The organism is Acidiphilium cryptum JF-5, assembly GCF_000016725.1.
GTDB classification, from domain to species: domain Bacteria; phylum Pseudomonadota; class Alphaproteobacteria; order Acetobacterales; family Acetobacteraceae; genus Acidiphilium; species Acidiphilium multivorum.
In genome coordinates this window covers 1,749,315-1,771,201 of record NC_009484.1, presented here as the reverse complement: position 1 = coordinate 1,771,201, position 21,887 = coordinate 1,749,315, and the positions used below count along the sequence as shown (strand labels likewise).

The window sequence follows — 21,887 nt, the reverse complement described above, 5'->3', positions numbered from 1 at the left end:
GTAACGATAAGGGCGTGCCGGGATGCGGCTGCTCAGGCGCGAAACGCGGCGGGGCGGGGCGGGCGGAAGGGACGGCGGCGTGGCGGTCGCGGGCGCGGAACCGGCGCGGCGGCTTGCGGGTTGGCCTGTGGCTGAAGTGCTGGCGGGCGGGGCGCGGGCGGAATGGACGCCGGGCGGGGCAGTCGCAGCGAAGGCGGCGGGCGGAGGCCGAGCAGGTGGCAGAGCGGGCGGAGCGCGCGGCCGGTGGCGGGGCGGGCTTCGAGCAGCGCCGCCATCTCGGGTTCGGCGAGGAGATGGGCGAGTTGCGCCGTGACGCCGGCGAGTTCGGGCAGGGCGCGGCGGAGCCAGAACCGGCCGCGCGGCAGGGGGCGCGGTGTCGCGGGGCGTTTGGTGTCTGGCGCCGGGCGGCGCGGAGCGAAATTGCGGCAGCGCGGCGGCGCCGGGGGGCGGAGCAAAAGTGTGGCGAAGCGGGCGGCGAGGCGGCGCAGCCGGGTCCAGACCAGCACGATCAGCGCGCCGGTCATGCCGCGCGCCAGGCCCTTCGCCGCCAGCACCTCGCACAGCGCGGCGACGATCGCCTCGAGGCGGGCGGCCAGGGCAGCGCCGTCGGGATACAGGGCAGCGGCGTCGGGGTGTGGTGCTGCGGCGTCCATGCCAGCAGAGCACCACGAAGGGCGGGGGGTGGGCAAGGCAGTGCGGCGCTCGATTGTTTGACTTGACAGACGGAAAGCCGCGCCGATAGGCTCATTTTTATAAGTTAACGAACACCCGAAACGGGAATCTGCTCATGGGGGAGCGACTGCGGGGCCGGGAACCGGCGCCAGACACGTCCGGCATCGGTCCGGCATCGCCAGCTCCGAGCCTGGCGCGGCGGGGGATCGACATCCTGCTCCTGCCCTGGGTGAGCGTGCTGATCGCGCTGGTCGCGATTTCGGCGCTGCTGAGTTTGGCGACGCCGTATTTCTTCACCGAAGACAACATCATCGGCACCGTCGCGGTCTATTTCTCGTGGATCTGCATCGCCGGGTTCGGCGAGGCGCTGGTGATGATCGGCGGCGGGCTCGACCTTTCGGTGGGCTCGACCATGGGGCTGGCCGGCATGATCTCGGCCATGGTGCTGGCGGCGGGCGGCAACCTTGCGCTGGCGCTGCTGGCGGGGCTCGCGACCGGGGCGGCGGTGGGGCTGGCCAACGGGCTGGTGATCACCCGCATCGGGCTCAACCCGTTCATCACCACGCTCGGCTCGCTCAGCGTGGTGCGGGGGCTGGCCTTCGGGATCGGCCAGGGGATGGCGGTGACGGCGCCGAGCGATGCGGCGGGCAACGCCTTCTCGGCGCTCGGCACCGGCACGGCGCTCGGCATTCCGGTGCCGGTGCTGGTGATGCTCGGCTTCGGCGTGATCGTCCATGTCGTGCTGACCGGCACGCCGTTCGGCCGGCATGTCTACGGGCTTGGCGGCAACGAGCAGGCCTCGCGCCTGCTGGGGCTGAACGTCGACCGGCTGAAGATCCGGCTCTACGTGATTTCCGGCGTGCTCGCCGCGATCGGCGGGATGCTGCTGACCGCGAAATCGGGCACGGCGCTGCCGGATGCCGCCACCGGCTACGAACTCAAGGTGATCGCCGCGGTGATCATCGGCGGCACCAGCCTCGCCGGCGGGCGGGGCACGATTCCGGGCGTGCTGATCGGTGCGGCGCTGCTCGGCGTGATCAATGACGGCATCGTCCTGCTCGGGCTGGCCGGCTACTGGCAGCAGCTGATCACCGGGCTCGTGATCGTCGCCGCCGCGGCGATCGACATCCTGCGCAGGAGGCTCGAACGCGTGCGCATCGCCTGAAACCGAACAAAGACAGGAGGATAACGCCATGACCAGAAACACGCTCATCCGCGCCGGGCGGCGCGACATTCTCAAACTCGCCGGCGCGGGGGCGGCGGCGGGGCTCGCGATGCCCGCGATCGCCCGCGCGAACAAGCGCTACACGATCGCGGTGGTGCCGAAATCGCTCGACAATCCGGTGTTCTACACGGCGCATTACGGGGCGATGCAGCGGGCGAAGGAGCTTGGCGATGTCGACCTGATCTGGACCGCCTCGGCCTCGTCGGATGCGAGCCAGGAAGCGGAGATCGTGCAGAACCTGATCACGCGGCATGTCGATGGCATGGCGATCGACGCCAACGCGCCGCAGCCGCTGATCGCCCCGGTCAACGAGGCGGTGGAGAAGGGCATCGTCACCATCACCTGGGATTCGGACGTGCCGGGCAGCAAGCGGCAGGTCTATTACGGGGTGGACAATACCAAGATGGGCGTCTCGATGGGCGAGCAGGCGCTGAAATTCATGGGCACCAAGGGCAAGGTGATCCTGATTTCCGGCGGGCCGGGGGCGACCAACCTGAACGCGCGGCTGGCCGGCGTGAAGCAGGTGATGGGCAAGCACAAGGGGATCGAGTTCCTCGGCCCGTATTTCGACAATGACGACCTGACCAAGGCGCAGGAGCTGATCGACAACGTGCTGACCGCGCATCCCGACGCGGGCGCGATCGTCGATGTCGCGGCGGTGGCGTTCTTCGGCAAGCTCTCGGCCATGCCCAAGCTGATCGCCAACCGCGGCAAGGTGAAGATCATCGGCTCGGACGTGCTGGCGCCGGAGATTCCGCTGGTCGAGAAGGGCTACGTGCAGGCGCTGGTCGGCCAGGATTACTGGGGCTGGGGGTATCAGACCGTCACCATCATCCACAACATGCTGACCAACAAGAAGTGCCATTATCCGACGCTGGTGCCGCAGGCGATGCCGGTGGTGACGAAGGCGAACGCGGCGCACTGGGTGAAGCTGTGGGACGAGGCGAAGACGCCGGCCGGGGCGGCGAAGGCGTTCCGGGAGGCGCCGATCGGCTGCATGGGCTGAGGCGATGGCCGAGCCGATCCTGAGCCTGCACGGCATCGCCAAGCATTACGGCCCGGTGCGGGCGCTCGACGCGGTGGATTTCGAGGTCGCGGCCGGCGAGATCGTCTCGCTGGTCGGCGACAACGGGGCCGGCAAGTCGACCATGGTCAAGATCATGTCGGGCGCGGTGCGGCCGAGTGCCGGGGAGATCCGCTTCGCCGGGCGGGCGGTGAGCTTCGCCTCGCCGCACGACGCGCGGGAGGCGGGGATCGAGACCGTGTACCAGGACCTGGCGGTGGTGCCGGAACTCGACGCCGAGGCGAACCTGTTCCTCGGCCGGGAATGGACCGGCAGCGGGCCGATCTCGCGCTTCTTCCTCGACAAGAGGCGGATGCGGCGGGCGGCGGAGGAGCATATCGCCTCGCTGAAGGTGAACCTGAAATCGACGCGCCAGCCGGTCGGCCTGCTGTCGGGCGGGCAGCGGCAGAGTGTGGCGGTGGCGCGCGCGATCCTGTGGGGGCGGAAGGTCGTCATCCTCGACGAGCCGACCGCGGCCCTCGGGGTGCGGGAGTCGCGCGGGGTGCTCGACCTCGTGCTGGAACTGCGGGCGCGGGGCTTCGGCGTGGTGATGGTCAGCCATTCGATGCCGCATATCTTCGAGGTGTCGGACCGGATCTTCGTGCTGCGGCACGGGCGGCGGGCCGGGTTCGTCGAGCGGGCGGCGGTGACGATGAACGACGTGGTGGGGATGATCACCGGCGTCGCCGTCTCGGAGAGCATGACGGTGCGGGAGGCGGGGCACTCGTAAGGCCTGTCGCCGCAGCGGCGCTCAGGAGAGGAACGGGAACGGGCCCGGATAGGAATCGACGAAGACCATCTGCGAGGTGAAGGACGCGCCGTCCCAGCGGTGCATCACGAAGGCGGGCGGTTCGAGGACGAGGGCGGAGGGGCCGTCCGGCGTCAGGTCGAACTGCACCTGGTGGGCGACCGAGGGGGCGATGACCACCGGCGCGCCGGCGAGGCGGCCGTGGATCATGCGGTGGACATGGCCGCACCAGAGCCCGGCGACGCGGGCGGCGTGCGGGGCGATCGCGGCTTCGAGGGCGGCGGCGTTCTCGAGGCCGATCGCGTCCATGTGGGCGATGCCGGTGGCGATGGGCGGGTGGTGCAGCAGGATGGCGGCGGGGCGGGGATCTGCGGCGAGCCGGTCGCGCAGGAAGCGGAGCTGGCCGTCGCCGAGCCGGCCGTGGCTCTCGCCGCCGATCGTGCTGTCGAGCGGCAGGAGGCGGACCGGCAGGTGCTCCGCCGGGCGGTTGACGCCGGCCTCGTCATCGGCGGCGAGGCGGTCGCCGAGGGTGGCGCGCATCGCCGCGCGGTCGTCGTGATTGCCGGGGATGAGGATGACGGGCACCCGGACATGACGCTCGATCAGCCCGGCGAGGAGGCGGTAGGCCTCGGCCTCGCCGCGGTCGGCGAGGTCGCCGGTGATCACCAGCGCGTCCGGCGCCGGGGCGAGGGCGGCGAAGGCGGCGAAGGCGCGCGCCGCCAGCATGTTGGTCTCGACGATGCGGTTGGCGGTCAGCCCCGGCGCGCGCAGGTGCAGGTCGGAGAACTGGGCGACCAGCAGCGGCGGCGCGCCGGGGCCGCCGCTCATTGCGCGGCCGCGGGGGCGAGGGCCTCGGCCTCGTCGTTCAGGTCTTCGAGCGAGCGGCCGGCGGTCTCGGGGATCAGCGCGTAGGTGAGGATGGCGCCGAGGACCGAGAGGCCGGCGAGCACGCCGATCGCCGCCACCTCGCCGAGCTTGGCGAAGACCAGCGGGAAGACGAAGGCGCTGAGCGAGGCGCCGAGGCGGCCGCCGACCACGGTGAAGCTCTGCGCCATGGTGCGGATGCGGGTCGGGCTCAGCTCGACGCCGAGCATCGCCGCGCCGCTGACCATGCTGGGGCCCATGATCATCACGTTGAACAGGCCGTAGACGACGAGGCCGAGCACCGGGTTCTGGCCGATATCCTTGTGGATCAGCGCGAAGATGACGAGGAGAAGGGCGGCGCCGGCATAGCCGCCGATCTGCACCGCCTTGCGGCCGAAGCGGTCGAGCAGGGCGAAGGCGCCGATCAGCACCGCCGGCATGATGAAGGCGAAGGTCATCAGCAGGGAGAACATCGTCGGGCTCAGGCCAAGGCCGTGGGCGATCAGCGAGGGGCCGAACAGGACGGTCGAGTAGATCACGATGTCGAAGATGAACCAGAGCAGGGCGGCGGCGAAGATCTGCCCGGCATGGCGGCGGAGCACCGCCATCACCTCGCGGCGGTCGGCCTCGGGGGCGGCGTGGCCGGTGCCGGTGATGCCGCGGATGACGGTTTCGGCGGCATCCTGGTCGCCGGCGACGCGGGCGAGGTAGCGCGCGGTCTCCGGCATCCGGCGGCGCAGCCAGAGCACCGAGAGCGCGGGCAGCGCGCCGGCGGAGAGGACGATGCGCCAGACCATGTCCGGCGCCACGCCGAGCGCGTGCAGGACGAGGGCGAGCAGGCCGGCGAGGGCCGCGCCGAGCCACCAGGTGAGGCAGAAGCCGACGCCGAGGGCGCGGCCGCGGTCGCGCCGGTTGGCGTGCTCGGCCATGATGGTGGGGGAGAGCACGTAGTCGGCGCCAACGCCGATGCCGAGGATGAAGCGGATCGCGATCAGCCAGGCGAGGTTGGGGGCGAAGGCCTGGGCGACCGCCGCGATCGCCATCAGCGCGACGTCGAGCCCGTAGAAGGTCTTGCGGCCGCGCTGGCCGAGAAAGCCGAAGATCAGCGCGCCGAGGGCGGCGCCGACCAGGGCGGAGCCGGCGAGCAGGCCGGATTCGAGGCTGTCGATCTTCGTCAGGCCGAAGGAGGCGAGCACGGTCGGCAGGACGATGCCGATCGAGGACAGGTCGTAGCCGTCGGCGAGCACGCCCATGCCGGTGGTGAACACGGCGCGCCAGTGGAAGGTGCCGAAGGACTGGTCGTCGAGGATGGCGAGGGAGGAACGCTGCATGGATTCGGCCTTTTTGCACAGGGATGCGGCGGGATTCGCCCGGCGGGCGGGTGGCTGGCCGCCTGCTTAGGGCAGAAGCGGCGCGGGGTGGGTGACGCTACGGTGAAGGTTTCGGGACAGTCCGGTGACGCCGGGCACACGGCTTCGTCAGATGACGAGCGCGTGCGGACGGGTTGCGCGACCGCCCGGACGGCGGAAATTCACCGTCATGCCGAATCGTGTTCGCGCCGCCGCCCTGGGCCTTGCCGTGTTGACCTGTCTCGCGCCGCGCCCGGCGGCGGCGCAGGGGTCGGTCTGGACGCGCAAGCACCTGTTCGGCGACTGGGGCGGGGTGCGGAGCGATCTCGCGCGGCGGGGCGTCGCGCTCGGCGCGGTGGAGCAGGTGGTGCCCTCGGATGTGCTGGGCGGCGGGGCGCGGCAGGGCACCTCGGTCGCCGCGCTGATGACGCTGTCGGCGCGGGTGGCGCTGGGGCGGTATGCCGGGATTCCGGGGCTTTCGGCCTATGTCTCGGCCTGGCTGGTGCAGGGGCGCGGACCGTCGGGCCATGACGTGCAGAGCCTGAGCGGGCTCGCCTATGAGGAGGCGCCGGGCGGGGCGCGGCTGGGCGATGCCTATCTGAGCTGGAAGGCGGCGCATGACGCGGTGCACGTGAAGCTCGGGAAGTTCGGGATCGACGAGAATTTCGACCAGAACCCGGCGGCGGCGGCGCTGGTGAATTCCAATTTCACCTACCGCAACATCATGGCGGACAACCTGCCGGGCGGCGGGCCGGCGTTTTCCTACGAGGGGCCGGGGGCGATGGTGGCGGTGCAGGCGACGCGGGCGCTGCGGCTGCGGGTGGGGCTGTTCGGCGGCGATCCGCTCGGGCAACCGCTGGAGGGGCCGGCGCCGCCGGCGCGGGATGCGGGCGGCCTCGGCTTTCCGCTGAATGCCGGGGCGCTGGTGATCGGCGAGGCGGATGTCCGCTACCGCCTGCCGGGGCTCGGCCGGGGCATGGCGCTGGTCGGTGGGCTGTACGACACGCTGAGCCGGCCGGACCTGCTCTACAGCGTGACCGGGCAGAGCCTGGCGCTGGCGGCCGTCGGCATCGATCCCGGCCCGGCGCGGCAGGACCGGGGGGATGACGTGATCTATGCCGGGGATACGCAGACGCTCTGGCATGGCGCGCGCGGGCGGCGGCTGCGGGGCTTCGCGCGGGTGGCCGCCGCACCGCCGGACCGTAACCTGATCTCGCTCGACGCGCAGGCGGGGCTGGTGCTGGACGGCACGTTCCGCGGGCGGCCACATGATGCGGCGGCGGTCGCGGTGTCGTGGGACCGGATCAGCCCGCGCGCGGCGACGCTGGTGCGGGCGGAGAACCGGCTCGGCGGGGCGCGCGCGCCGGTGCCGGGGGCGGAGACCGATCTCGAACTCGATTACACGGCGCAGGTGGCGCCCTGGCTGAGCGTGACGCCGGATGTTCAGTATATCGTCCGGCCGGGCGGCGGGATTCCCGATCCGCTGGATGGCGCGAAGGCGGAGCCGGACGCCGTGGTCGGGCAGGTGGAGGTGACGGTGGTGTTCTAGTGTCCTGCCCCTGAAATTCGTGGGTGAATTTCAGGGACAAGCAGGCCACTAAACTATTGTTTTTTCAAGTGTCCACTGTGAATCTGAAATCCGATGGATTTCAGATTCGGGACACTAGAGCGTCTTTATCAATGGGATGGAGGCGCGGCGGTCAGCGGGCGAAGGCGGCGAGCAGCAGGGGGGCGGCGGCGAAGCCGGCATAGGCGAACAGCACGGCGAGGTTTTCCGCCTGCTGCCAGCGGGCGATGCCGCGGCGCAGGGTGGTGACGTGCGGGTCGAAGACGATGCGGTCGGTCAGTTCGATGGTGGTGGGCATGGACGTCTCCTTCGCGCGGTTCCGCGCGGCCGGACTCCGGGCCGGCCGCAACTGCTGGTTTTGCTGATAGTCGAATTGTCGCGCCATGCGTGTTGCGAAATCGGCGCGGCTGGTTCGCGGCGGGCGCGGTGCCCGCCCCGCGAGACGGTGGATGGGAAGCGGGGCGGGGGATGGCGGCGCCGGTTTCAGCCGGCGCGGCCCCAGATCCGCAGGAACACCTTCTTGTAGCCGTTGGGCGGGTTGAACACGTCCTTCGCACCGCCGTCCTGGTTGACGTTCTCGGGGGTGAAGAGGTGCACCGGGTCGGGCTCGGCGACCGGCTTCTGCCCGGCGAAGGCGCGGTTCAGCTCGTCGACGCATTGCCAGCCCTCGAGCTCCAGCGGGGCGGCGACGGTCGCGGTCTGGAACTGTTTCGAGCGGATGCGCTGGAAGGCGGATTGCGAGCCGTCGCCGGCCGAGACGTTGTAGGGCGGGCCGTCGCCGCGATGGCCGGCGGCGGACAGGCCGGGGGCCATGTAGTCGTAATAGAGGTCGTTGATGGCGAGCGAATAGGTCCAGCTCTTGCCGTATTTGGCGAGCAGGGCGGCGGTGACCTGGGGCATGCGCGTCGCGGTGGAGGAGAGCGGCACGTTCTCGATGCCGAGCAGGTGGCAGCCCTTGCACGCGCGGATGATCGCCGCCATCCGGTTCGACTTGGCGAGCGCGATCGAGAATTCGCTGGTGGTGAAGATGACGACGCCGGCATGCCCGTCCGAGCGGGCGATGGCGTAGAGGGCGGCGGCGCGGGCGACCTCCAGCGGGTCCTGCGCCACGTTGTAGACGATGGCGGGCTTGGCGATCGGCCCCGGGTGCGGGCTGACATTCCAGCCGACCACCTTGATCCCGGCCTTGTCGGCCTGTTCGATGAAGGGGGCGGACTGCGTCGCATCCAGCCCGCCAAGGACGATGCCGGCGGGCTTCAGCGCGATCGCCTCGGACAGGGCGGCGTTCTGCCCGGCCGCCGTGCCCTTGCCGTCGAGCAGGCGGAAGCGCCAGCCGATCGCCTTCGCCGCCGCGCGCACCGCCTCGCCCACGCCGCGCGCCCCGCCATTCGACTGGTTCGACGAGACATAGACGATGAACTTGCCTTCCACCGCCTTCGGCCCGGTGGCCGGCCCGGTATAGGGCAGGGCGGGATTGGTCGCGGCGGCGACATATTGCCGCGCGGTCGCGAGCATCGAGGGCGCGGCCAGCGCCGGTGTCGCGAAGCCGGCGACGGAAAGCGCCGCCAGCAAGGTGGTTTTCCTTTTCATGAGTCCTCCCCGGTTGCGGCGGGCGCCGGCGGCGCCGCCTTGATGAGACCGCCGCGCCGCCGCTGGGCGAGACCGGCCAGGCCGATCGAGACCACGAGGGTGACGCCGTTGAACAGGCTGGAGACGAAGAACGCGCCGCCGAGCTGCTCGATCCCGGAAATGCCGACCGCGAGCAGCAGCTCGGCCACCACCGTGCCCCACACGTTCACCCGGCCGGGGCGGATCGTGGTCGAGCCGAGAAAGGCGCCGACCAGGGCGGGCAGCAGGTAGCTCAGCCCGAGGCTGGTCGCGCCGATCCGCAGCTGTGCCGCCAGCACCACCGAGGCGAAGGCGGTCAGCACGCCGGAGGCGACGAAGACGAGAATGACGTGGCGGCGCACCGCGATGCCGTTCAGCTCGGCGGCGCGGCGGTTGGCGCCGATCGCGTAGAGCACGCGGCCGAGCGGCATTCGCTCGGTCACCAGCCAGAGCAGCAGCGCCACCACCAGCACGTAGAGCGCGGGGAAGGGCACAAGGCCGAACAGGCGGCCGTCGTTGATGGCGGTGAAGGCGGCGGGCAGCGTGCCGACCACCTGCTCGCCGCCGGTATACCATTCGGCGAGGGCGTAGATGATGGTGCCGGTGCCGAGTGTGGCGATGAAACTGTCGATCTGCGCGATCTCGACCAGCATGCCGTTCATCAGCCCGAACAGCCCGCCGAGGACGAGCACCGCCAGGACCGCCAGCGGCCAGGGCCAGTGATACTGCACCTGCAGGCTGATCGCGATGATCGACCACAGCACGATGCCGTAGCCCACGGTCAGGTCGATCCGCCCGGCGATCATCGGCGGCAGGGCGGCGAGTGCGAGCAGGGCGACGACCGATTTCACCACGAAGATCGCCCGCATGTTGCCGGCCGTGGGGAAAGTGTCCGGCAGCAGCAGCGAGAACAGCACGATCAGTGCCACCGTGAGGATCGGCAGGCCATAGACGGTGAGCAGGCGGCGGCGGAGTTCGGCGCGCGGCAGGGCGGCGCGCTCGGCGCCGCTCGGCTCCAGCGCGTCGGACTTAAGCGATTCCATCGCGGATCTCCCCGGCTTCAGGTGGTGCCGCCGCGATGCCGGCGGAGGCGGCGGCGAGCAGGCGTTCCATGGTCAGCGCCGCCCCGGCGATCTCGGCGACCACCGCACCGCGGTCGAAGACCAGCGCGCGGTCGCACAATTCGGCGATCTCCTCGAAATCCGACGAGACGACGACGATCGCCGCCCCGGACGCGGCGGCGGCGGCGAAGAGGCGGTAGATGTCGGCCCTGGCACCGACATCGACGCCGGCGGTCGGGTCCTCGAACACCAGCAGGCGGGCGGACTGGTCGAGCCAGCGGCCGACCACGACCTTCTGCTGGTTGCCGCCGGAGAGCTGCTCGATCGGCAGGGCGGGATCGTTCGGCCGCAGGCCGACGGCGCGGCCGAGGGCCATGGCGCGGCGGGCAAGGCGGCCGGGCGGGACGATGGAAAGCGGCTTCATGCCGTGGGCATAGGCGTTGAGGAAGGCGTTCTCGGCGACCGAAAGGCGCGGCGCGGTGGATTCGCCCACCCGGTCGCCGGCGACGAAGCCGATGCCGAGCGCAATCGCCGCCTGCGGGGAGTCCGGCGCGGCATCGGCGCCGTCGAGCAGGAGGCGGCCGGCGGTGCGCGGGGCGAGGCCGAACAGGGCGCGGCCGAGCCGCTCCTGCCCGGCGCCGACGAGGCCGGCGAGGCCGAGGATTTCCCCGGCGCGGACCGAAAGGTTCACCGGCGGGCCGCCGGCGACCGAGAGGTCGCGACATTCCAGCCGGACCGCGCCGGGTGCGGCATCGGCGCGGCGATGGCGGGCGACGGCGCGGCCGACGATCATGCCGATCAGCGCCCCGGCATCGAGTGTCGCGACCGCGCCGGCCCCCGCCAGCCGCCCGTCGCGCAGCACCACCGCCTGGTCGGCCAGGGCAAACACCTCGTCCAGCCGGTGGGAGACGTAGAGCATCCCCACGCCCTTGGCGCGCAGCCGGCGCAGGGCCGTGAACAGCCGCTCGACCTCGGCGGCGGGCAGGCTCGCGGTGGGTTCGTCGAGCACCAGCATCTCGCCCTCGCCGGCCAGCGCCCTGGCGATGGCGACCAAGGCGCGCTCGGCGCGGGCGAGGTCGCGGATGCGGGTTTCGGGGTGGAGATCGACGCCGAGCTCCGCCAGCGCGGCGGCGGCGCGGCGGGCGGCGGCACGCCGGTCGATCAGGCCGAGGCGGCGGGGAAAGCCGAGGGCGAGGCCGAAATTCTCGGCGATCGTCATCCAGTCCACCAGGCCGAGATCCTGGTGGATGAAGCGGACCGGCAGGGCGCCGGGGGTGGCCGGCGCGCCGCGAAAGCCGATCTCGCCGCGATCCATCGGGTAGACGCCGGCGAGGATCTTGATCAGCGTGGATTTGCCCGCCCCGTTCTCGCCGAGCAGGGCGACGATCTCACCCTCGTTGACGGTGAGATCGACCGCATCCAGCGCCCGCGTGCCGCCGAAACTCTTGCAGATGCCGCGCATGGCGAGCAGCGGCGCGGTCATGGCGGGCTGCCCTCGTTGCGGGGAAAGGCGCGCATCAGCGCGGCGGTATCGGCCGCGCCGAGCCCCTCGGCGACGCGGGCGCGATGGGTGGCGAGAGCGGCCTCGAGCAGCGGCAGCGCGAGACCCGCCTCGGCGGCGAGGCCGGCGGCGCCGGCGAGATCCTTCACCATGTTGTCGAGCCGGCCGGTCGGGGTTTCGTCGCGGGCGGCGAATTTCGCGCCGAACTCGCGCAGGATGGCGGAGTCGGCGCGGCCGCCGGCAAGCGCCTCGGGCAGGCGGGCGGCATCGACCCCGGCGGCCTCGGCCAGCGCGATCGCCTCGGCCAATGCGGCGAAGCCGGCGCCGCAGAGCAGCTGGTTGACCAGCTTGGCCGCCTGGCCGGCGCCGGTGCCGCCCATCAGGGTGAAGCGGGCGGCGAGATGGTCCATCACCGCGCGGGCGGATTCGAAATCGGCGCTGGTGCCGCCGGCCATCACGGTGAGCCGCCCGGCCAGCGCGCCGGGGGCGCCGCCGGAGAGCGGGGCATCGAGCCAGCGCCCGCCGCAGGCGGCTCCGAAGCCGGCGGCGAGGGCGCGGGTCGCCACCGGGTCGATCGAGGACATGTCGATCACCAGCGTCTCCGGCCCGGCGGCGGCGGCGATGCCGCCGACGCCGAAGGTGACGGCGCGGATGCCGGCGGCGTCGTTCAGGCTGAGAATGACGAAGGGGCAGCCGCGCGCGGCCTCGGCCGGGGTGGCGGCGGGCAGGGCGCCCAGCGCGGCGAGGGCGGCGAGCTTGGGCGGGTTGCGGTCGTGCACGCGCAGGCTGAAGCCGGCGGCGAGCAGGCGGCGGGCGATCGCGCCGCCCATCACCCCCGCGCCGATCAGCCCGATCGCGGTCATACGACGCTCGTCAGCCCGCCATCGACGAAGATCATCTGGCCGTTGACGAAATCCGCCGCGGCGCTGGCGAGGAAGATCGCGGCGCCCTTCAGCTCGTCCGGCTCGCCCCAGCGGCCGGCGGGGGTGCGCGCGGCGAGCCAGGCGGAGAACTCGGCATCCTCGGTGAGGGCCGCGGTCAGCTCGGTGCGGAAATAGCCGGGGGCGATGGCGTTGACCTGGATGTTCCGCCCGCCCCATTCGGCGCAGAGGCCGCGGGTGAGCTGGCGGACCGCGCCCTTGCTCATCGTGTAGGGGGTGATCGAGGCGCGGCCGAGCTCGCTCTGCACCGAGGCGATGTTGATGATCTTGCCGCGGTTGCGGGCGAGCATCCGCCGGCCGACCGCCTGCGCAATGACGAAGGCGGCGCGCACGTTGAGCGCCATGATGCGGTCGAAGGCGTCGAGCGGGAAATCCGCCGCCAGGGCGCGGTGCTGCAGGCCGGCATTGTTGACCAGGATGTCGATCGGCCCGTCGGCCTCGATGCGCTCGATGGCGGCGGCGGTGGCGGCGGCGTCGGTGACGTCGAAACAGGCGGCGTGGGCGTCGAGCCCGAGGGCGCGCAATTCGGCGACGGCGGCCTCCAGCCGGCCGGCATCGCGCGCGTTCAGGATGACCGTCGCCCCGGCCTCGGCGAGCCCGGTGGCGATGGCGCGGCCGATGCCGCTGCGCCCGCCGGTGATCAGGGCCCTGCGGCCCGAAAGGTCGAACAGAGTCAGTCCCACGTATCCATCCCTCGACCGGTCCGCGCCGGTCATTTTTTTGATCCGCCGGCGGATGCCGGCATTTTTTGCTCCGCCGGCTGGCGCCGGATGGTTGCCGAAGTGCGGGAACCGGCGCATGTTAGCGGTAACACAGGATGGCGTAACACGAAGTCGGGCCACCGCTCAAGGAGGAAATCACCATGACAGCGATCGTGATCCACGCCGCGGGCGATCTCAGGATCGAGGACCGGCCGGCGCCGCCGCCCGGGCCGGACGAGGTGCGCGTACGGGTGCGGCGGGGCGGGATCTGCGGCTCCGACCTGCATTACATGCGCCATGGCGGGTTCGGCCCGGTGCGGCTGGCCGAGCCGATGGTGCTCGGCCACGAGGTGGCGGGCGAGGTGGAGGATGCTGGGGCGGAGACGGGCTTCGCGCCCGGCGAGGCGGTGGCGATCGACCCGTCGCTGCCCTGCGGCGCCTGCCGGTTCTGCGCCGCCGGGGCGACGCAGCATTGCACCGACATGCGGTTCTTCGGCAGCGCGATGCGCCGGCCGCATGTCCACGGCGCGTTCCGCTCCGCGATCACGGTGCCGGCGCGCCAGCTGGTGCGGCTGCCGGCGGGGCTGGCGGTCGAGCGCGCCGCCTTCGCCGAGCCGCTGGCGGTGGGGCTACACGCCGCGACACGGGCCGGGATCGGGCCGGGGATGCGGGTGATCATCGCCGGGATGGGGCCGATCGGCCTGCTCGCCCTGCTCGCCGCATGGCATCGCGGGGCCGCCGAGATCGTCGCCTGCGACGTGCTCGGCGCGCCGCTCGCCCTCGCGGCAAGGCTGGGGGCGACGGAGACGGTCGATCTCGGCCGGGAGCCGGACGGGTTGGCCCGCTTCGCCGGGGGCAAGGGCTGGTTCGATGCGGGGATCGAGGCGTCGGGGGCCGCTTCCTCGCTCGCCGGGCTGATCGGGGTGGTGCGGCCGCAGGGGCGGATCGCCCAGCTCGGCCTCGGCGGCGACATGAGCCTGCCGCTGATGGCGCTGGTGAGCAAGGAGATCGAGCTGGCCGGCGCCTTCCGCTTCGGCCCCGAATTCGCCGAGGCGGTGGCGCTGCTCGCCTCTGGCGCGATCGACCCCGACCCGTTGCTCAGCGCGGTGCTGCCGGCGGAGCGGGCGGCGGAGGCCTTCGCGCTCGCGGCGGACAAGGCGCGGGCGGTGAAGGTCCAGCTCGCCTTCTAGGCGGTTCCGCGATGGCCTCCCCGCCCGACCGCGCGCCGACGATGGACGATGTGGCCGCCGCCGCCGGCGTGTCGAAGATGACGGTCTCGCGGGCGCTGCGCGGCGCGCGCGTGGCGGCGGCGACGCGGGCGCGGATCATGGAGGCGGTGGCGCGGCTCGGCTATGTGCCGCACGCGGCGGCGGGCGCGCTGGCGAGCCGGCGGTCCGGCTTCGTCGCCGCCATCGTGCCCTCGATGGACAATTCGAATTTCGCCGAGACGATCGCCGGGCTGGAGGCGGCGCTGCGCCAGGCGGGGCTCGACCTGCTGCTGGGGACCACGCTCTACAGCAATGCGCGCGAGGAGGAGCTGCTGCATACGCTGATGCGGCACCGGCCGGAGGGGATCGTGCTCACCGGCGGGGTGCACAGCCGGCGGGTGGCCGCGTTGCTCGGCCGCTCGGCGCTGCCGGTGGTGGAGACCTGGGACCTGCCTTCATCCCCCATCGGCGGGGTGGTCGGGTTTTCCAACCGCGCGGCGGGGGCTCTGATGACGGCGCATCTCGCCGCGATCGGGCGGCGGCGGATCGCCTTTCTCGGCGGCGCCTCAAGGCGGGACCCGCGCGGCGAGGATCGCGGCCGGGGGTATGAGGAGGCGCTGGCGGCCGCCGGGCTCGGGCCGCCGCTGCTGTTCCGCCACGGCCAGCCGCCGCTGTCGATGCGGCACGGGGCGGAGGGCATGGCGCTGCTGCTGGAACGCTGGCCGGAGACCGACGCGGTGGTGTGCGCCAGCGACCTGATCGCCTTCGGCGCGATCGCCGAATGCCAGCGGCGGGGGATCGGCGTGCCGGAGCGGATCGCCATCGGCGGGTTCGGGGATTTCGAGGTGTCGCGCTGCGCGGTGCCGGCGATCAGCACGGTGGCGGTGGATGCGCGGGGCATCGGCGAGCGGGCCGGGGCGATGCTGGTGCGCGCGGTGGCGGCCCGCCGCCGCGGCGAGGCGGCAGCGCCGGAGCGGATCGAGGTCGGACTCCGGCTGGCGGCGCGGGGCAGCACCGTCGCGCCGCGCCGGGATTCATGACGCCGCGAGTTCGAGACGGCGGGCGGCGGCTTGCGGCGATTGCTGCGAGAAGCGGAAATGGGAGACGATGTTGGCCAGCGCCGTCGCCTCGCCGGCGAGGGTGGCGGTGGCGGCGTTCGCCTCCTCGGCCATGGCGGCGTTCTGCTGGATCGCCTTGTCGAGATGGCTGATCGCGGTGTTGATCGCGCCGATATCGTCGGACTGGGCGGTGACGGCGGCGGCGATGTCGGCGATGCGGAGGTTCATTTCGTCGACATTGCCGAAGATTCCCTGCAGCGTCTCGCCGGTGCGGCCGACGAGATCGACGCCGGCGGAGACCTGGCTGCGCGAGGCGAGGATGAGCGCGGTGATCTCCTTCGCCGCCTCGGACGAGCGCTGGGCGAGGGCGCGCACCTCGGAGGCGACCACGGCGAAGCCGCGCCCGGCCTCGCCGGCGCGGGCGGCCTCGACCCCGGCGTTGAGCGCGAGCAGGTTGGTCTGGAAAGCGACCTCCTCGATCATGTCGATGATCTGGGCGATCTGGCCGGAGGAGGTCTCGATCGCGTGCATCGCGGCGACGGCCTCGCTGACCAGGCGGCTCGATTCGCCGGCGACGCCGGCCGCCGCCGCGGCGCTGGCGCGGGCGCGTTTCGCATCGTCGGACGTGGTGCGCAGGTGCCGGTCGAGCTGGGCGAGGGCGGCGGCGGATTCCTCGAGGCTTGCCGCCTCGCTCTCGGTGCGGCGGGCGAGATCGTCGGCGGCGGCGCGGATCTCGCTCATCGAGGTGTCGATCACCGCGGAGGACTGGCGGAGCTGGAGCATCGTCGTCCGCAGGGCGCCGACGGCGCCGTTCAGGTCGCCGGCGATCGCATCGAAGGGCGCGGGCAGGCCGGCGGGCACCGCCACGTCGAGCTCGCCGGCGGCGAGGCCGGCCAGGGCCTGCTTGATCAGGTCGACGGCGCGGACGCGGTCGGTCACGTCGGTGGCGAAGATCATGATGCTGGCGAGCCGGCCTTCGGCATCGCGCATGCCGTTGTAGGATTCGGCGAGCCAGACGGCGCTGCCATCGTGGTGGCGGCGGCGGACCTCGGTGACGAAATGCTCGCCGGTGCGCAGACGGTCCCAGAACCGGCGATAGGCGTCGCCGCTGACGTCTTCCGGGGTGGCGAGGATGCGGTGATGCTGGCCGACCAGCTGCTCGCGCTGGTAGCCGACGGCGCGCAGGAAATTGTTGTTGACGTCGATGATCGTGCCGTCCGGCGCGCATTCGATCATGCCGCGGCCGCTGGCGATGGTGTGCAGGCCGCGCGCCTCGCGCATGGTGCGCAGCTCGTCCTCGGTGAGCGGGAGGATCAGCTCGACCGTGCCGCGCGCGGCACCGGCGGCGAGGGCGTGGGCGGCGACATGGACATAGACCGGCTCGCCGCCGGCAGTGACGAGTTTCTGGATGCCGCGCCAGCCGCCGCCGGCGGCGAGATGGCGCAGATAGCCGGCATCGGCGGCGCCGGCGATCAGCCCGGCGCGGGGCTGGCCGGCGAGCTGCGCCGGCGTGCGGCCGAGCAGGGCGCAGAACGCCTCGTTCGCCTCGGTCACGGTACCGTCGGCCCCGACCTGGACGATGCCGGCCATGGCGTTCAGCGACGCATTCACGCGTCGGCTGGCACCGTTGAACGGAAACTTCATCAAATGGCCTCCAAAGGAGATGGAACGTCACGTTATCGTTACAATCTCGCCTAGTATTGGGGCGGGTGGTTAAATCACGATTAACGGAATCCATAGTCTCACTGACGGATACGAAATCCATGAAATTTGGACGTTGATGTTTCGATTATTGGTCAAACGCGGTGTTTGCCGGGCTGGCGGCGGCGCCGTCTATTGATTTTTGCGCCGCCGGCTTCGAAGCTGGGGCGGAACGAATGCGGGGAGGGACGCGATGGACGGCGCGGCGGCGGGCGAGGGGGGACGGTTGCGAATCGGGATCGCGGCGTCGGCGGCGATGCGGAGCAGCGAGGTCTCGCCGCTGTTCGGCCTGTTGCGGGATTTCGCGCCGTTCCTGTCGTCGCCGGCGGTGGCGCTGCACGCGGTGGGGGCGACCTGCGACGCCATCCTCGCCTCCGGCCTGCTGGCGGGAAACCCGCCGGCGCGGCTGCGGCCGGCGCGCGAGGGCGGGGTGATCACCCTGACCTCGATGGTGGTGCCCGACGCCGAGGGGCGGGCGGCGCTGGATTTCGTGATCTACCTGATCGATCCGGTCGACCCGATCGGCGTGTTTCCCGAGATGCAGGCGCTGAAGCGGCAATGCGTGGTGCATGGGCGGCCGTTCCTGACCAACAGGGGCGCGGCCTCGGAATGGTGCGCGCTGGTCTGGAACGGCATGGCGGGGATCGACCGCACCGGGCTTGCGGCGCAGCTCGCCCGCTGGGTGCGGCCGGAGGCGACGGCGACGGAGACGATCGGGCTGATCGCCCACGATACGCAGAAGCCGGTCATGCTGGATTTCGCCCGGCGGCATCACGCGCTGCTCTCGCGCTTCGGCCGGCGGCTGGCGACGGGGACGACCGGCGGGCTCCTGAACGGCACGGTGCCGGCGCGGCTGCGGGCCGAGACGGCGACGCTGCTGCCGCTGCTGCCGCCGGCGGTGCCGGGATGGACCACCGCCTTCCAGTCCGGCCCGCGGGGCGGGGATGCGCAGATCGCCGAGGAGGTGCTGGAAGGGCGCTGCCGGCGGCTGATCTTTTTCGAGGACCCGCATGTGGCGCGGGAGCATGAGGCGGATATCCAGCTGCTGGAGCGGGCGACGCGCTTCGCGCCGGACGGGTGCCTCTGCATCAACGATACGGCGAGCGCCGAATTCTGGACGAGCGGCTTCGGCGCGCTCGTCCAGGGGTGAGGGAGGCGGTCAGCGCGACAGCGCGGCCTTCGGGTTCATCGTCGGGTCCGCCCGGCGCGGGCCGAGGCGGAGCACGCCGGTGAGGGCGAGGCTGGCGACGGCGAGGACGACATAGACGAGGAAGCCGCGCGCGTAGCCGGCGGCACCCATCGTGCCGACGAAATGGCCGAGCAGCGGCGGGACGGCGAAGCCGCCCAGCGCGCCGAGGCCGCCGACCCAGCCGGCGGCGCCGCCGACCGCGTGCGGCACGTAGTTCGGCACCAGGCGGAAGACGGCGGCGTTGGTCACGCCCATGCCGGCGCCGACCAGGAGTTCGCCGCTCACCGACAGGGCGAAGCTGCCGGACAGCGTCATGATCAGCGCGCCGGCGAGCAGGACGAGCAGGGCGAGGGCGGCCACCGCCTCGCCGCCGAAGCGGTCGGCCCAGGCGCCGCCGGGCACGCGGATCAGCGAGGAGAGCAGCGAGAAGCCCGCGGTCAGGATCACCGCCGTCCAGTGCGTGGTGCGGAAGAAGCTCTGCCAGTAGATCGGGAACCAGGCGGTGAGGGCGAGGAAGCCGCCGAAGGTGGTGAAGTAGAGGAGCACCAGCGCCCAGGTGCGCCATTCGGCGGCGGCCTCGCGCAGGGCGCGCAGGGCGCTGGCCTGCGGGAAGAGCTCCTGCCCGCAGGCGGCGGCCTCGGCGGCGGCCCCCTCGCGCGAGAGGCCTTCGTGGCGGAGCTGGAAGAAGGGGGCGTTGTGGCCGAGCACGAGATAGGCCGCGATGCCGGCGACGACGATGCCGAGGGAGACGAGATAGGCGCCCCAGAGGCCGATGAAGACGATCAGCAGCGGCAGGATCAGCGCGACCAGGCCGGGCGAGGTGTTGCCGAACCCGGCATAGGCGGCGAGCGCCCAGCCCTGGTTGCGCTTCGGGAACCAGTAGGAGACCTGGCCGATGCCGACCGAGAAGGTGGCGATGCCGCAGCCGCCGAGGGCGCCGAAGAGCAGGAGCAGCGGATAATGCTGCTGGCCGAGATGGGTGGGGTAGAGGGTCAGCAGCATGTAGTAGAGCCCGCCGATGCCGATGACCGAGAGCACCAGCAGGATCAGGAAGGGCAGCTTGCCGCCGGTGGTGTCGACCCAGGCGCCGAAGGGGATGCGCAGCAGCGAGCCGGTGAGCATCGGGATCGCGACCAGGAAGCCGACCTGCTCGGGCGAGAGATGCATCACCCGCACGAAGCTGTGCGCCGTCGGGCCGAACAGGGAGACGGCGCCGAAGCCGATGAAGAAGCCGATCGTGGCGCCGAACAGGGCGTGGTTCGGGCTGCCGCGCAGGGCGGGGCGGGGGGTGGCGCGCGGTTGAAGCGGGTCGCTCATGGCGCGGGTTCCTCTTCTGCTGAAACGTCGGTCAGGGTGGCGGCGTAGGCGCGTGCCGCATCGAGCCAGGCGCGCTGGCGCAGGTGGTCGCGGATGCGGTCGCGCACCGCCTCGAAGGGGAGGTCGCGGCCGTCCTCGCGGCGGTCGAGGCGGAGGAGGTGGTAGCCGTGGCGCGTCGGCACCGGGACGGGGCAGATCGTGCCGGGCGTCATCGCCGCCAGCATGCTGGCGATTTCCGGCGTGACGTCGCGCGCGGTGATCTGGCCGAGGCCGCCGCCATCCGCGCCGCTCGGGCAGGCGGAGTGCTCGCGGGCGAGGCGGGCGAAACTGTCCGGGCGCGCGGCGAGGAGGGATGCGAGGCGGGCGGCCTCGGCGCGGGCGGGGGCGCGGGCGTCCTCGGAGGACATGTCGGCGGCGATCAGGATATGCGCGGCCTCGAACAGGGGCGGGGTGCGGAAGCGGGCGCGGTGGCGCGCGAACTCGGCGCGGCAGTCGGCCTCCGACACGTCGGCGACGCGGATCCTGCGCTCGAGCAGGCGGCGGATCCGGCTTTCGTCCGCGGTTTCGCGCACCGGCGCGTCGTCCTCCGGTTCGGGGGCGAGGCCGGCGCGGTCGGCCTCGGCGAGGAGGGCGGCGCGCAGGCGCAGCGCGCGCTCGGCGCGGCGCCAGGCCTCCTCGCGCGTGGCGGCGGGGTGGTGCTGAAGCTCGGCGGCGATCGCCGCTTCGGAGAGGGCGGCGCTCATGGCCGGCGCTCCCGCACGAGGGCCGGCGCGGGGCGGCGGGTGCGCACGATCTGGTAGCCGCGGCGGCCGAGATACCAGACCGGCGCGCTCCAGACATGGACCATCCGGGTGAAGGGCGAGACCAGGAAGATGGTGAAGCCGAGCAGGATGTGCAGGCGGTAGACCAGCGGCGTGCCGACCAGCAGTTGCGCGACGTCGGGCTGGAAGGTGACGACGCCCTTGACGTAGCCGACCAGCTGCTCGAACAGCCCGCCGCTCATGTGCAGGGCGGAGACCGGCACGGTGAGCAGGCCGAGGGCGAGCTGGCACCAGAGCATCAGCACGATCGCGATGTCGCGCTTGCGGCTGGTGGCGCGGATGCGCGTGTCGGTCAGGCGGCGGTGGATGAGGATGGACAGGCCGATGATGGCGATGATTCCGGCCAGCCCGCCGACCGCCATCGCCAGCAATTCGTGCTGCGCCGGGCTGATCAGCCAGGAGACCGCCCAGTCCGGCATCAGGAAGCCGACGAAATGGCCGCCGACCACGGTGAGCACGCCGTAATGGAAGAGGTTGGAGCCGAGGCGCAGGCGCTTGCGGCGCAGCAGCTGCGAGGAGTCGCTCTTCCAGGTGTAGGCGCCGTGATCGAAGCGGATCAGGCTGCCGACCAGCAGCACGGCGAGGCAGACATAGGGGTAGACGCCGAACAGGGCGGTGTTGATCCAGCTGCTCATGGGAGGTCTCCGGCGCAGGCGGCGGGCGAGGGGGCGGCGGTGAAGCGGATCGGGGCGTCGGCCCAGGCGGCGTCGCGCGCGGCGGCGGGCTCGTCGTCCGGCGAGGCGGGGACGAGATCGGCCGTCGCCTCCGGCGCGCGATCGGCGGCCGCCTCGGGGGCGAGGGCGAGCAGGGCCGCGAGGGGGGCGGCGTAGTCGCTGCAGCGCTTTTCGAGGCGCTGCGCCAGCGAGGCGGCGATCGGGCGGATCTCGCCGAGCAGGGCCAGCGCCTCGTCGGTCGGGATGGCGTCGAGATATTCGAGGAAGAGGGGCAGGAAGTCGGGCAGTTCGCCCGGCGCCATCTCCAGCCCGCGCGCCTCGTATTGCGCGCGCAGGTCGACCATCGCCTGGCCGCGGTCGCGCGATTCGCCGTGGACGTGCTCGAAGAGGTAGAGCGAGAGCGAGCGCGTCTGGTCGAACAGGGCGACGTAGCGTTCCTGGGTGTCCAGCAGGTCGTCGGCGGCGATGCGCAGGGCGAGGCGGGCGAGACGCTCGGCGAGGTCGGGCGGCAGGGCATCCGCCGCGCGGCAGAGGTGGGCGATGTCGGGTGCGGCGTCGCGCAGCGCGTCGTCCGGATAGGTCAGCAGCAGGCTGAGCAGCTTGAAAATTCGCATGGCGG

The 21,887-nt window shown here is 72.2% G+C and carries 21 protein-coding genes; 7 read left to right on the top strand and 14 right to left on the bottom strand.

Annotated elements, in window-relative coordinates:
- Positions 1-32: 32 nt before the first annotated feature.
- Positions 33-653 carry a hypothetical protein gene (locus ACRY_RS10445; RefSeq protein ID WP_011942364.1) on the bottom strand — a complete coding sequence of 207 codons (621 nt, stop codon included), beginning with the start codon at positions 651-653 and terminating at the stop codon, positions 33-35.
- A 134-nt stretch (positions 654-787) separates the two neighbouring features.
- On the opposite strand from ACRY_RS10445, the gene ACRY_RS10440 reads away from it, so the two are divergent.
- Genes ACRY_RS10440 through ACRY_RS10430 form a run of 3 tightly spaced genes read left to right on the top strand, consistent with a single transcriptional unit; the run spans position 788 to position 3,690 of the window.
- The gene (locus ACRY_RS10440; protein ID WP_007421775.1) at positions 788-1,837 is read left to right on the top strand and encodes an ABC transporter permease; all 1,050 of its coding nucleotides are present in this window, start codon (positions 788-790) and stop codon (positions 1,835-1,837) included.
- A gap of 28 nt (positions 1,838-1,865) precedes the next feature.
- Positions 1,866-2,903, top strand: coding sequence for a sugar-binding protein (locus ACRY_RS10435; protein ID WP_007421776.1), 1,038 nt, complete (start codon positions 1,866-1,868; stop codon positions 2,901-2,903).
- Positions 2,904-2,907: 4 nt separating this feature from the next.
- On the top strand, positions 2,908-3,690 hold the full coding sequence (locus tag ACRY_RS10430) for an ATP-binding cassette domain-containing protein (RefSeq protein ID WP_007421777.1): 783 nt from the start codon (positions 2,908-2,910) through the stop codon (positions 3,688-3,690).
- A gap of 21 nt (positions 3,691-3,711) precedes the next feature.
- On the opposite strand, the gene ACRY_RS10425 is transcribed toward ACRY_RS10430, so the two are convergent.
- Both ACRY_RS10425 and ACRY_RS10420 read right to left on the bottom strand, forming a co-directional pair.
- Positions 3,712-4,536 carry a metallophosphoesterase gene (locus ACRY_RS10425; RefSeq protein ID WP_011942363.1) on the bottom strand — a complete coding sequence of 275 codons (825 nt, stop codon included), beginning with the start codon at positions 4,534-4,536 and terminating at the stop codon, positions 3,712-3,714.
- On the bottom strand, positions 4,533-5,903 hold the full coding sequence (locus ACRY_RS10420; RefSeq protein WP_007421778.1) for an MFS transporter: 1,371 nt from the start codon (positions 5,901-5,903) through the stop codon (positions 4,533-4,535). The genes ACRY_RS10425 and ACRY_RS10420 overlap by 4 nt, the downstream gene beginning before the upstream one ends.
- Positions 5,904-6,111: 208 nt before the next feature.
- Between ACRY_RS10420 and ACRY_RS10415 the strand changes: the two genes are divergently transcribed.
- Positions 6,112-7,470, top strand: a complete 1,359-nt coding sequence (locus tag ACRY_RS10415) for a carbohydrate porin (protein ID WP_155856364.1) — start codon at positions 6,112-6,114, stop codon at positions 7,468-7,470.
- A gap of 151 nt (positions 7,471-7,621) precedes the next feature.
- Here ACRY_RS10415 and ACRY_RS10410 read toward each other — a convergent pair whose 3' ends face one another.
- The 6 genes from ACRY_RS10410 to ACRY_RS10385 form a co-directional block, all read right to left on the bottom strand.
- Entirely contained in the window at positions 7,622-7,786 is a 165-nt protein-coding gene (locus tag ACRY_RS10410; RefSeq protein ID WP_013640105.1) for a hypothetical protein, read from the bottom strand.
- Between the two features lie 185 nt (positions 7,787-7,971).
- Positions 7,972-9,078 carry a substrate-binding domain-containing protein gene (locus ACRY_RS10405; RefSeq protein ID WP_011942360.1) on the bottom strand — a complete coding sequence of 369 codons (1,107 nt, stop codon included), beginning with the start codon at positions 9,076-9,078 and terminating at the stop codon, positions 7,972-7,974.
- Positions 9,075-10,139, bottom strand: a complete 1,065-nt coding sequence (locus ACRY_RS10400) for an ABC transporter permease (protein WP_011942359.1) — start codon at positions 10,137-10,139, stop codon at positions 9,075-9,077. The genes ACRY_RS10405 and ACRY_RS10400 overlap by 4 nt, the downstream gene beginning before the upstream one ends.
- Positions 10,126-11,640, bottom strand: a complete 1,515-nt coding sequence (locus tag ACRY_RS10395; protein ID WP_011942358.1) for a sugar ABC transporter ATP-binding protein — start codon at positions 11,638-11,640, stop codon at positions 10,126-10,128. Before ACRY_RS10395 ends, ACRY_RS10400 begins: the two co-directional genes overlap by 14 nt.
- Positions 11,637-12,521, bottom strand: coding sequence for an NAD(P)-dependent oxidoreductase (locus tag ACRY_RS10390; RefSeq protein WP_011942357.1), 885 nt, complete (start codon positions 12,519-12,521; stop codon positions 11,637-11,639). Before ACRY_RS10390 ends, ACRY_RS10395 begins: the two co-directional genes overlap by 4 nt.
- Positions 12,518-13,315, bottom strand: a complete 798-nt coding sequence (locus tag ACRY_RS10385) for a glucose 1-dehydrogenase (RefSeq protein ID WP_011942356.1) — start codon at positions 13,313-13,315, stop codon at positions 12,518-12,520. Before ACRY_RS10385 ends, ACRY_RS10390 begins: the two co-directional genes overlap by 4 nt.
- 146 nt (positions 13,316-13,461) lie before the next feature.
- Between ACRY_RS10385 and ACRY_RS10380 the strand changes: the two genes are divergently transcribed.
- Both ACRY_RS10380 and ACRY_RS10375 read left to right on the top strand, forming a co-directional pair.
- Positions 13,462-14,490, top strand: coding sequence for an L-idonate 5-dehydrogenase (locus ACRY_RS10380; RefSeq protein ID WP_011942355.1), 1,029 nt, complete (start codon positions 13,462-13,464; stop codon positions 14,488-14,490).
- Between the two features lie 11 nt (positions 14,491-14,501).
- Positions 14,502-15,548, top strand: a complete 1,047-nt coding sequence (locus tag ACRY_RS10375; RefSeq protein ID WP_011942354.1) for a LacI family DNA-binding transcriptional regulator — start codon at positions 14,502-14,504, stop codon at positions 15,546-15,548.
- Here ACRY_RS10375 and ACRY_RS10370 read toward each other — a convergent pair.
- Complete coding sequence (locus tag ACRY_RS10370) at positions 15,543-17,210, bottom strand: methyl-accepting chemotaxis protein (protein WP_011942353.1); 1,668 nt, start codon at positions 17,208-17,210, stop codon at positions 15,543-15,545. The genes ACRY_RS10375 and ACRY_RS10370 overlap by 6 nt on opposite strands.
- 250 nt (positions 17,211-17,460) lie before the next feature.
- On the opposite strand from ACRY_RS10370, the gene ACRY_RS10365 reads away from it, so the two are divergent.
- A complete protein-coding gene (locus tag ACRY_RS10365; protein WP_011942352.1) occupies positions 17,461-18,417 on the top strand; it encodes a hypothetical protein in 957 nt (318 codons plus the stop codon).
- Positions 18,418-18,426: 9 nt separating this feature from the next.
- Here the strand turns inward: ACRY_RS10365 and ACRY_RS10360 are convergent, their stop codons facing one another.
- From ACRY_RS10360 to narJ, 4 genes are read right to left on the bottom strand one after another with little or no spacing between them, the layout of a single operon-like run.
- Positions 18,427-19,773 (bottom strand): MFS transporter, encoded by a 1,347-nt coding sequence (locus tag ACRY_RS10360; RefSeq protein ID WP_007423599.1) that lies wholly within the window; start codon positions 19,771-19,773, stop codon positions 18,427-18,429.
- Entirely contained in the window at positions 19,770-20,516 is a 747-nt protein-coding gene (locus ACRY_RS10355) for a peptidylprolyl isomerase (protein WP_011942351.1), read from the bottom strand. Before ACRY_RS10355 ends, ACRY_RS10360 begins: the two co-directional genes overlap by 4 nt.
- Positions 20,513-21,229, bottom strand: a complete 717-nt coding sequence (gene narI, locus ACRY_RS10350) for a respiratory nitrate reductase subunit gamma (protein WP_011942350.1) — start codon at positions 21,227-21,229, stop codon at positions 20,513-20,515. The genes ACRY_RS10355 and narI overlap by 4 nt, the downstream gene beginning before the upstream one ends.
- A complete protein-coding gene (gene narJ, locus ACRY_RS10345) occupies positions 21,226-21,882 on the bottom strand; it encodes a nitrate reductase molybdenum cofactor assembly chaperone (RefSeq protein WP_011942349.1) in 657 nt (218 codons plus the stop codon). The genes narI and narJ overlap by 4 nt, the downstream gene beginning before the upstream one ends.
- Between the last annotated feature and the right edge of the window lie 5 nt (positions 21,883-21,887).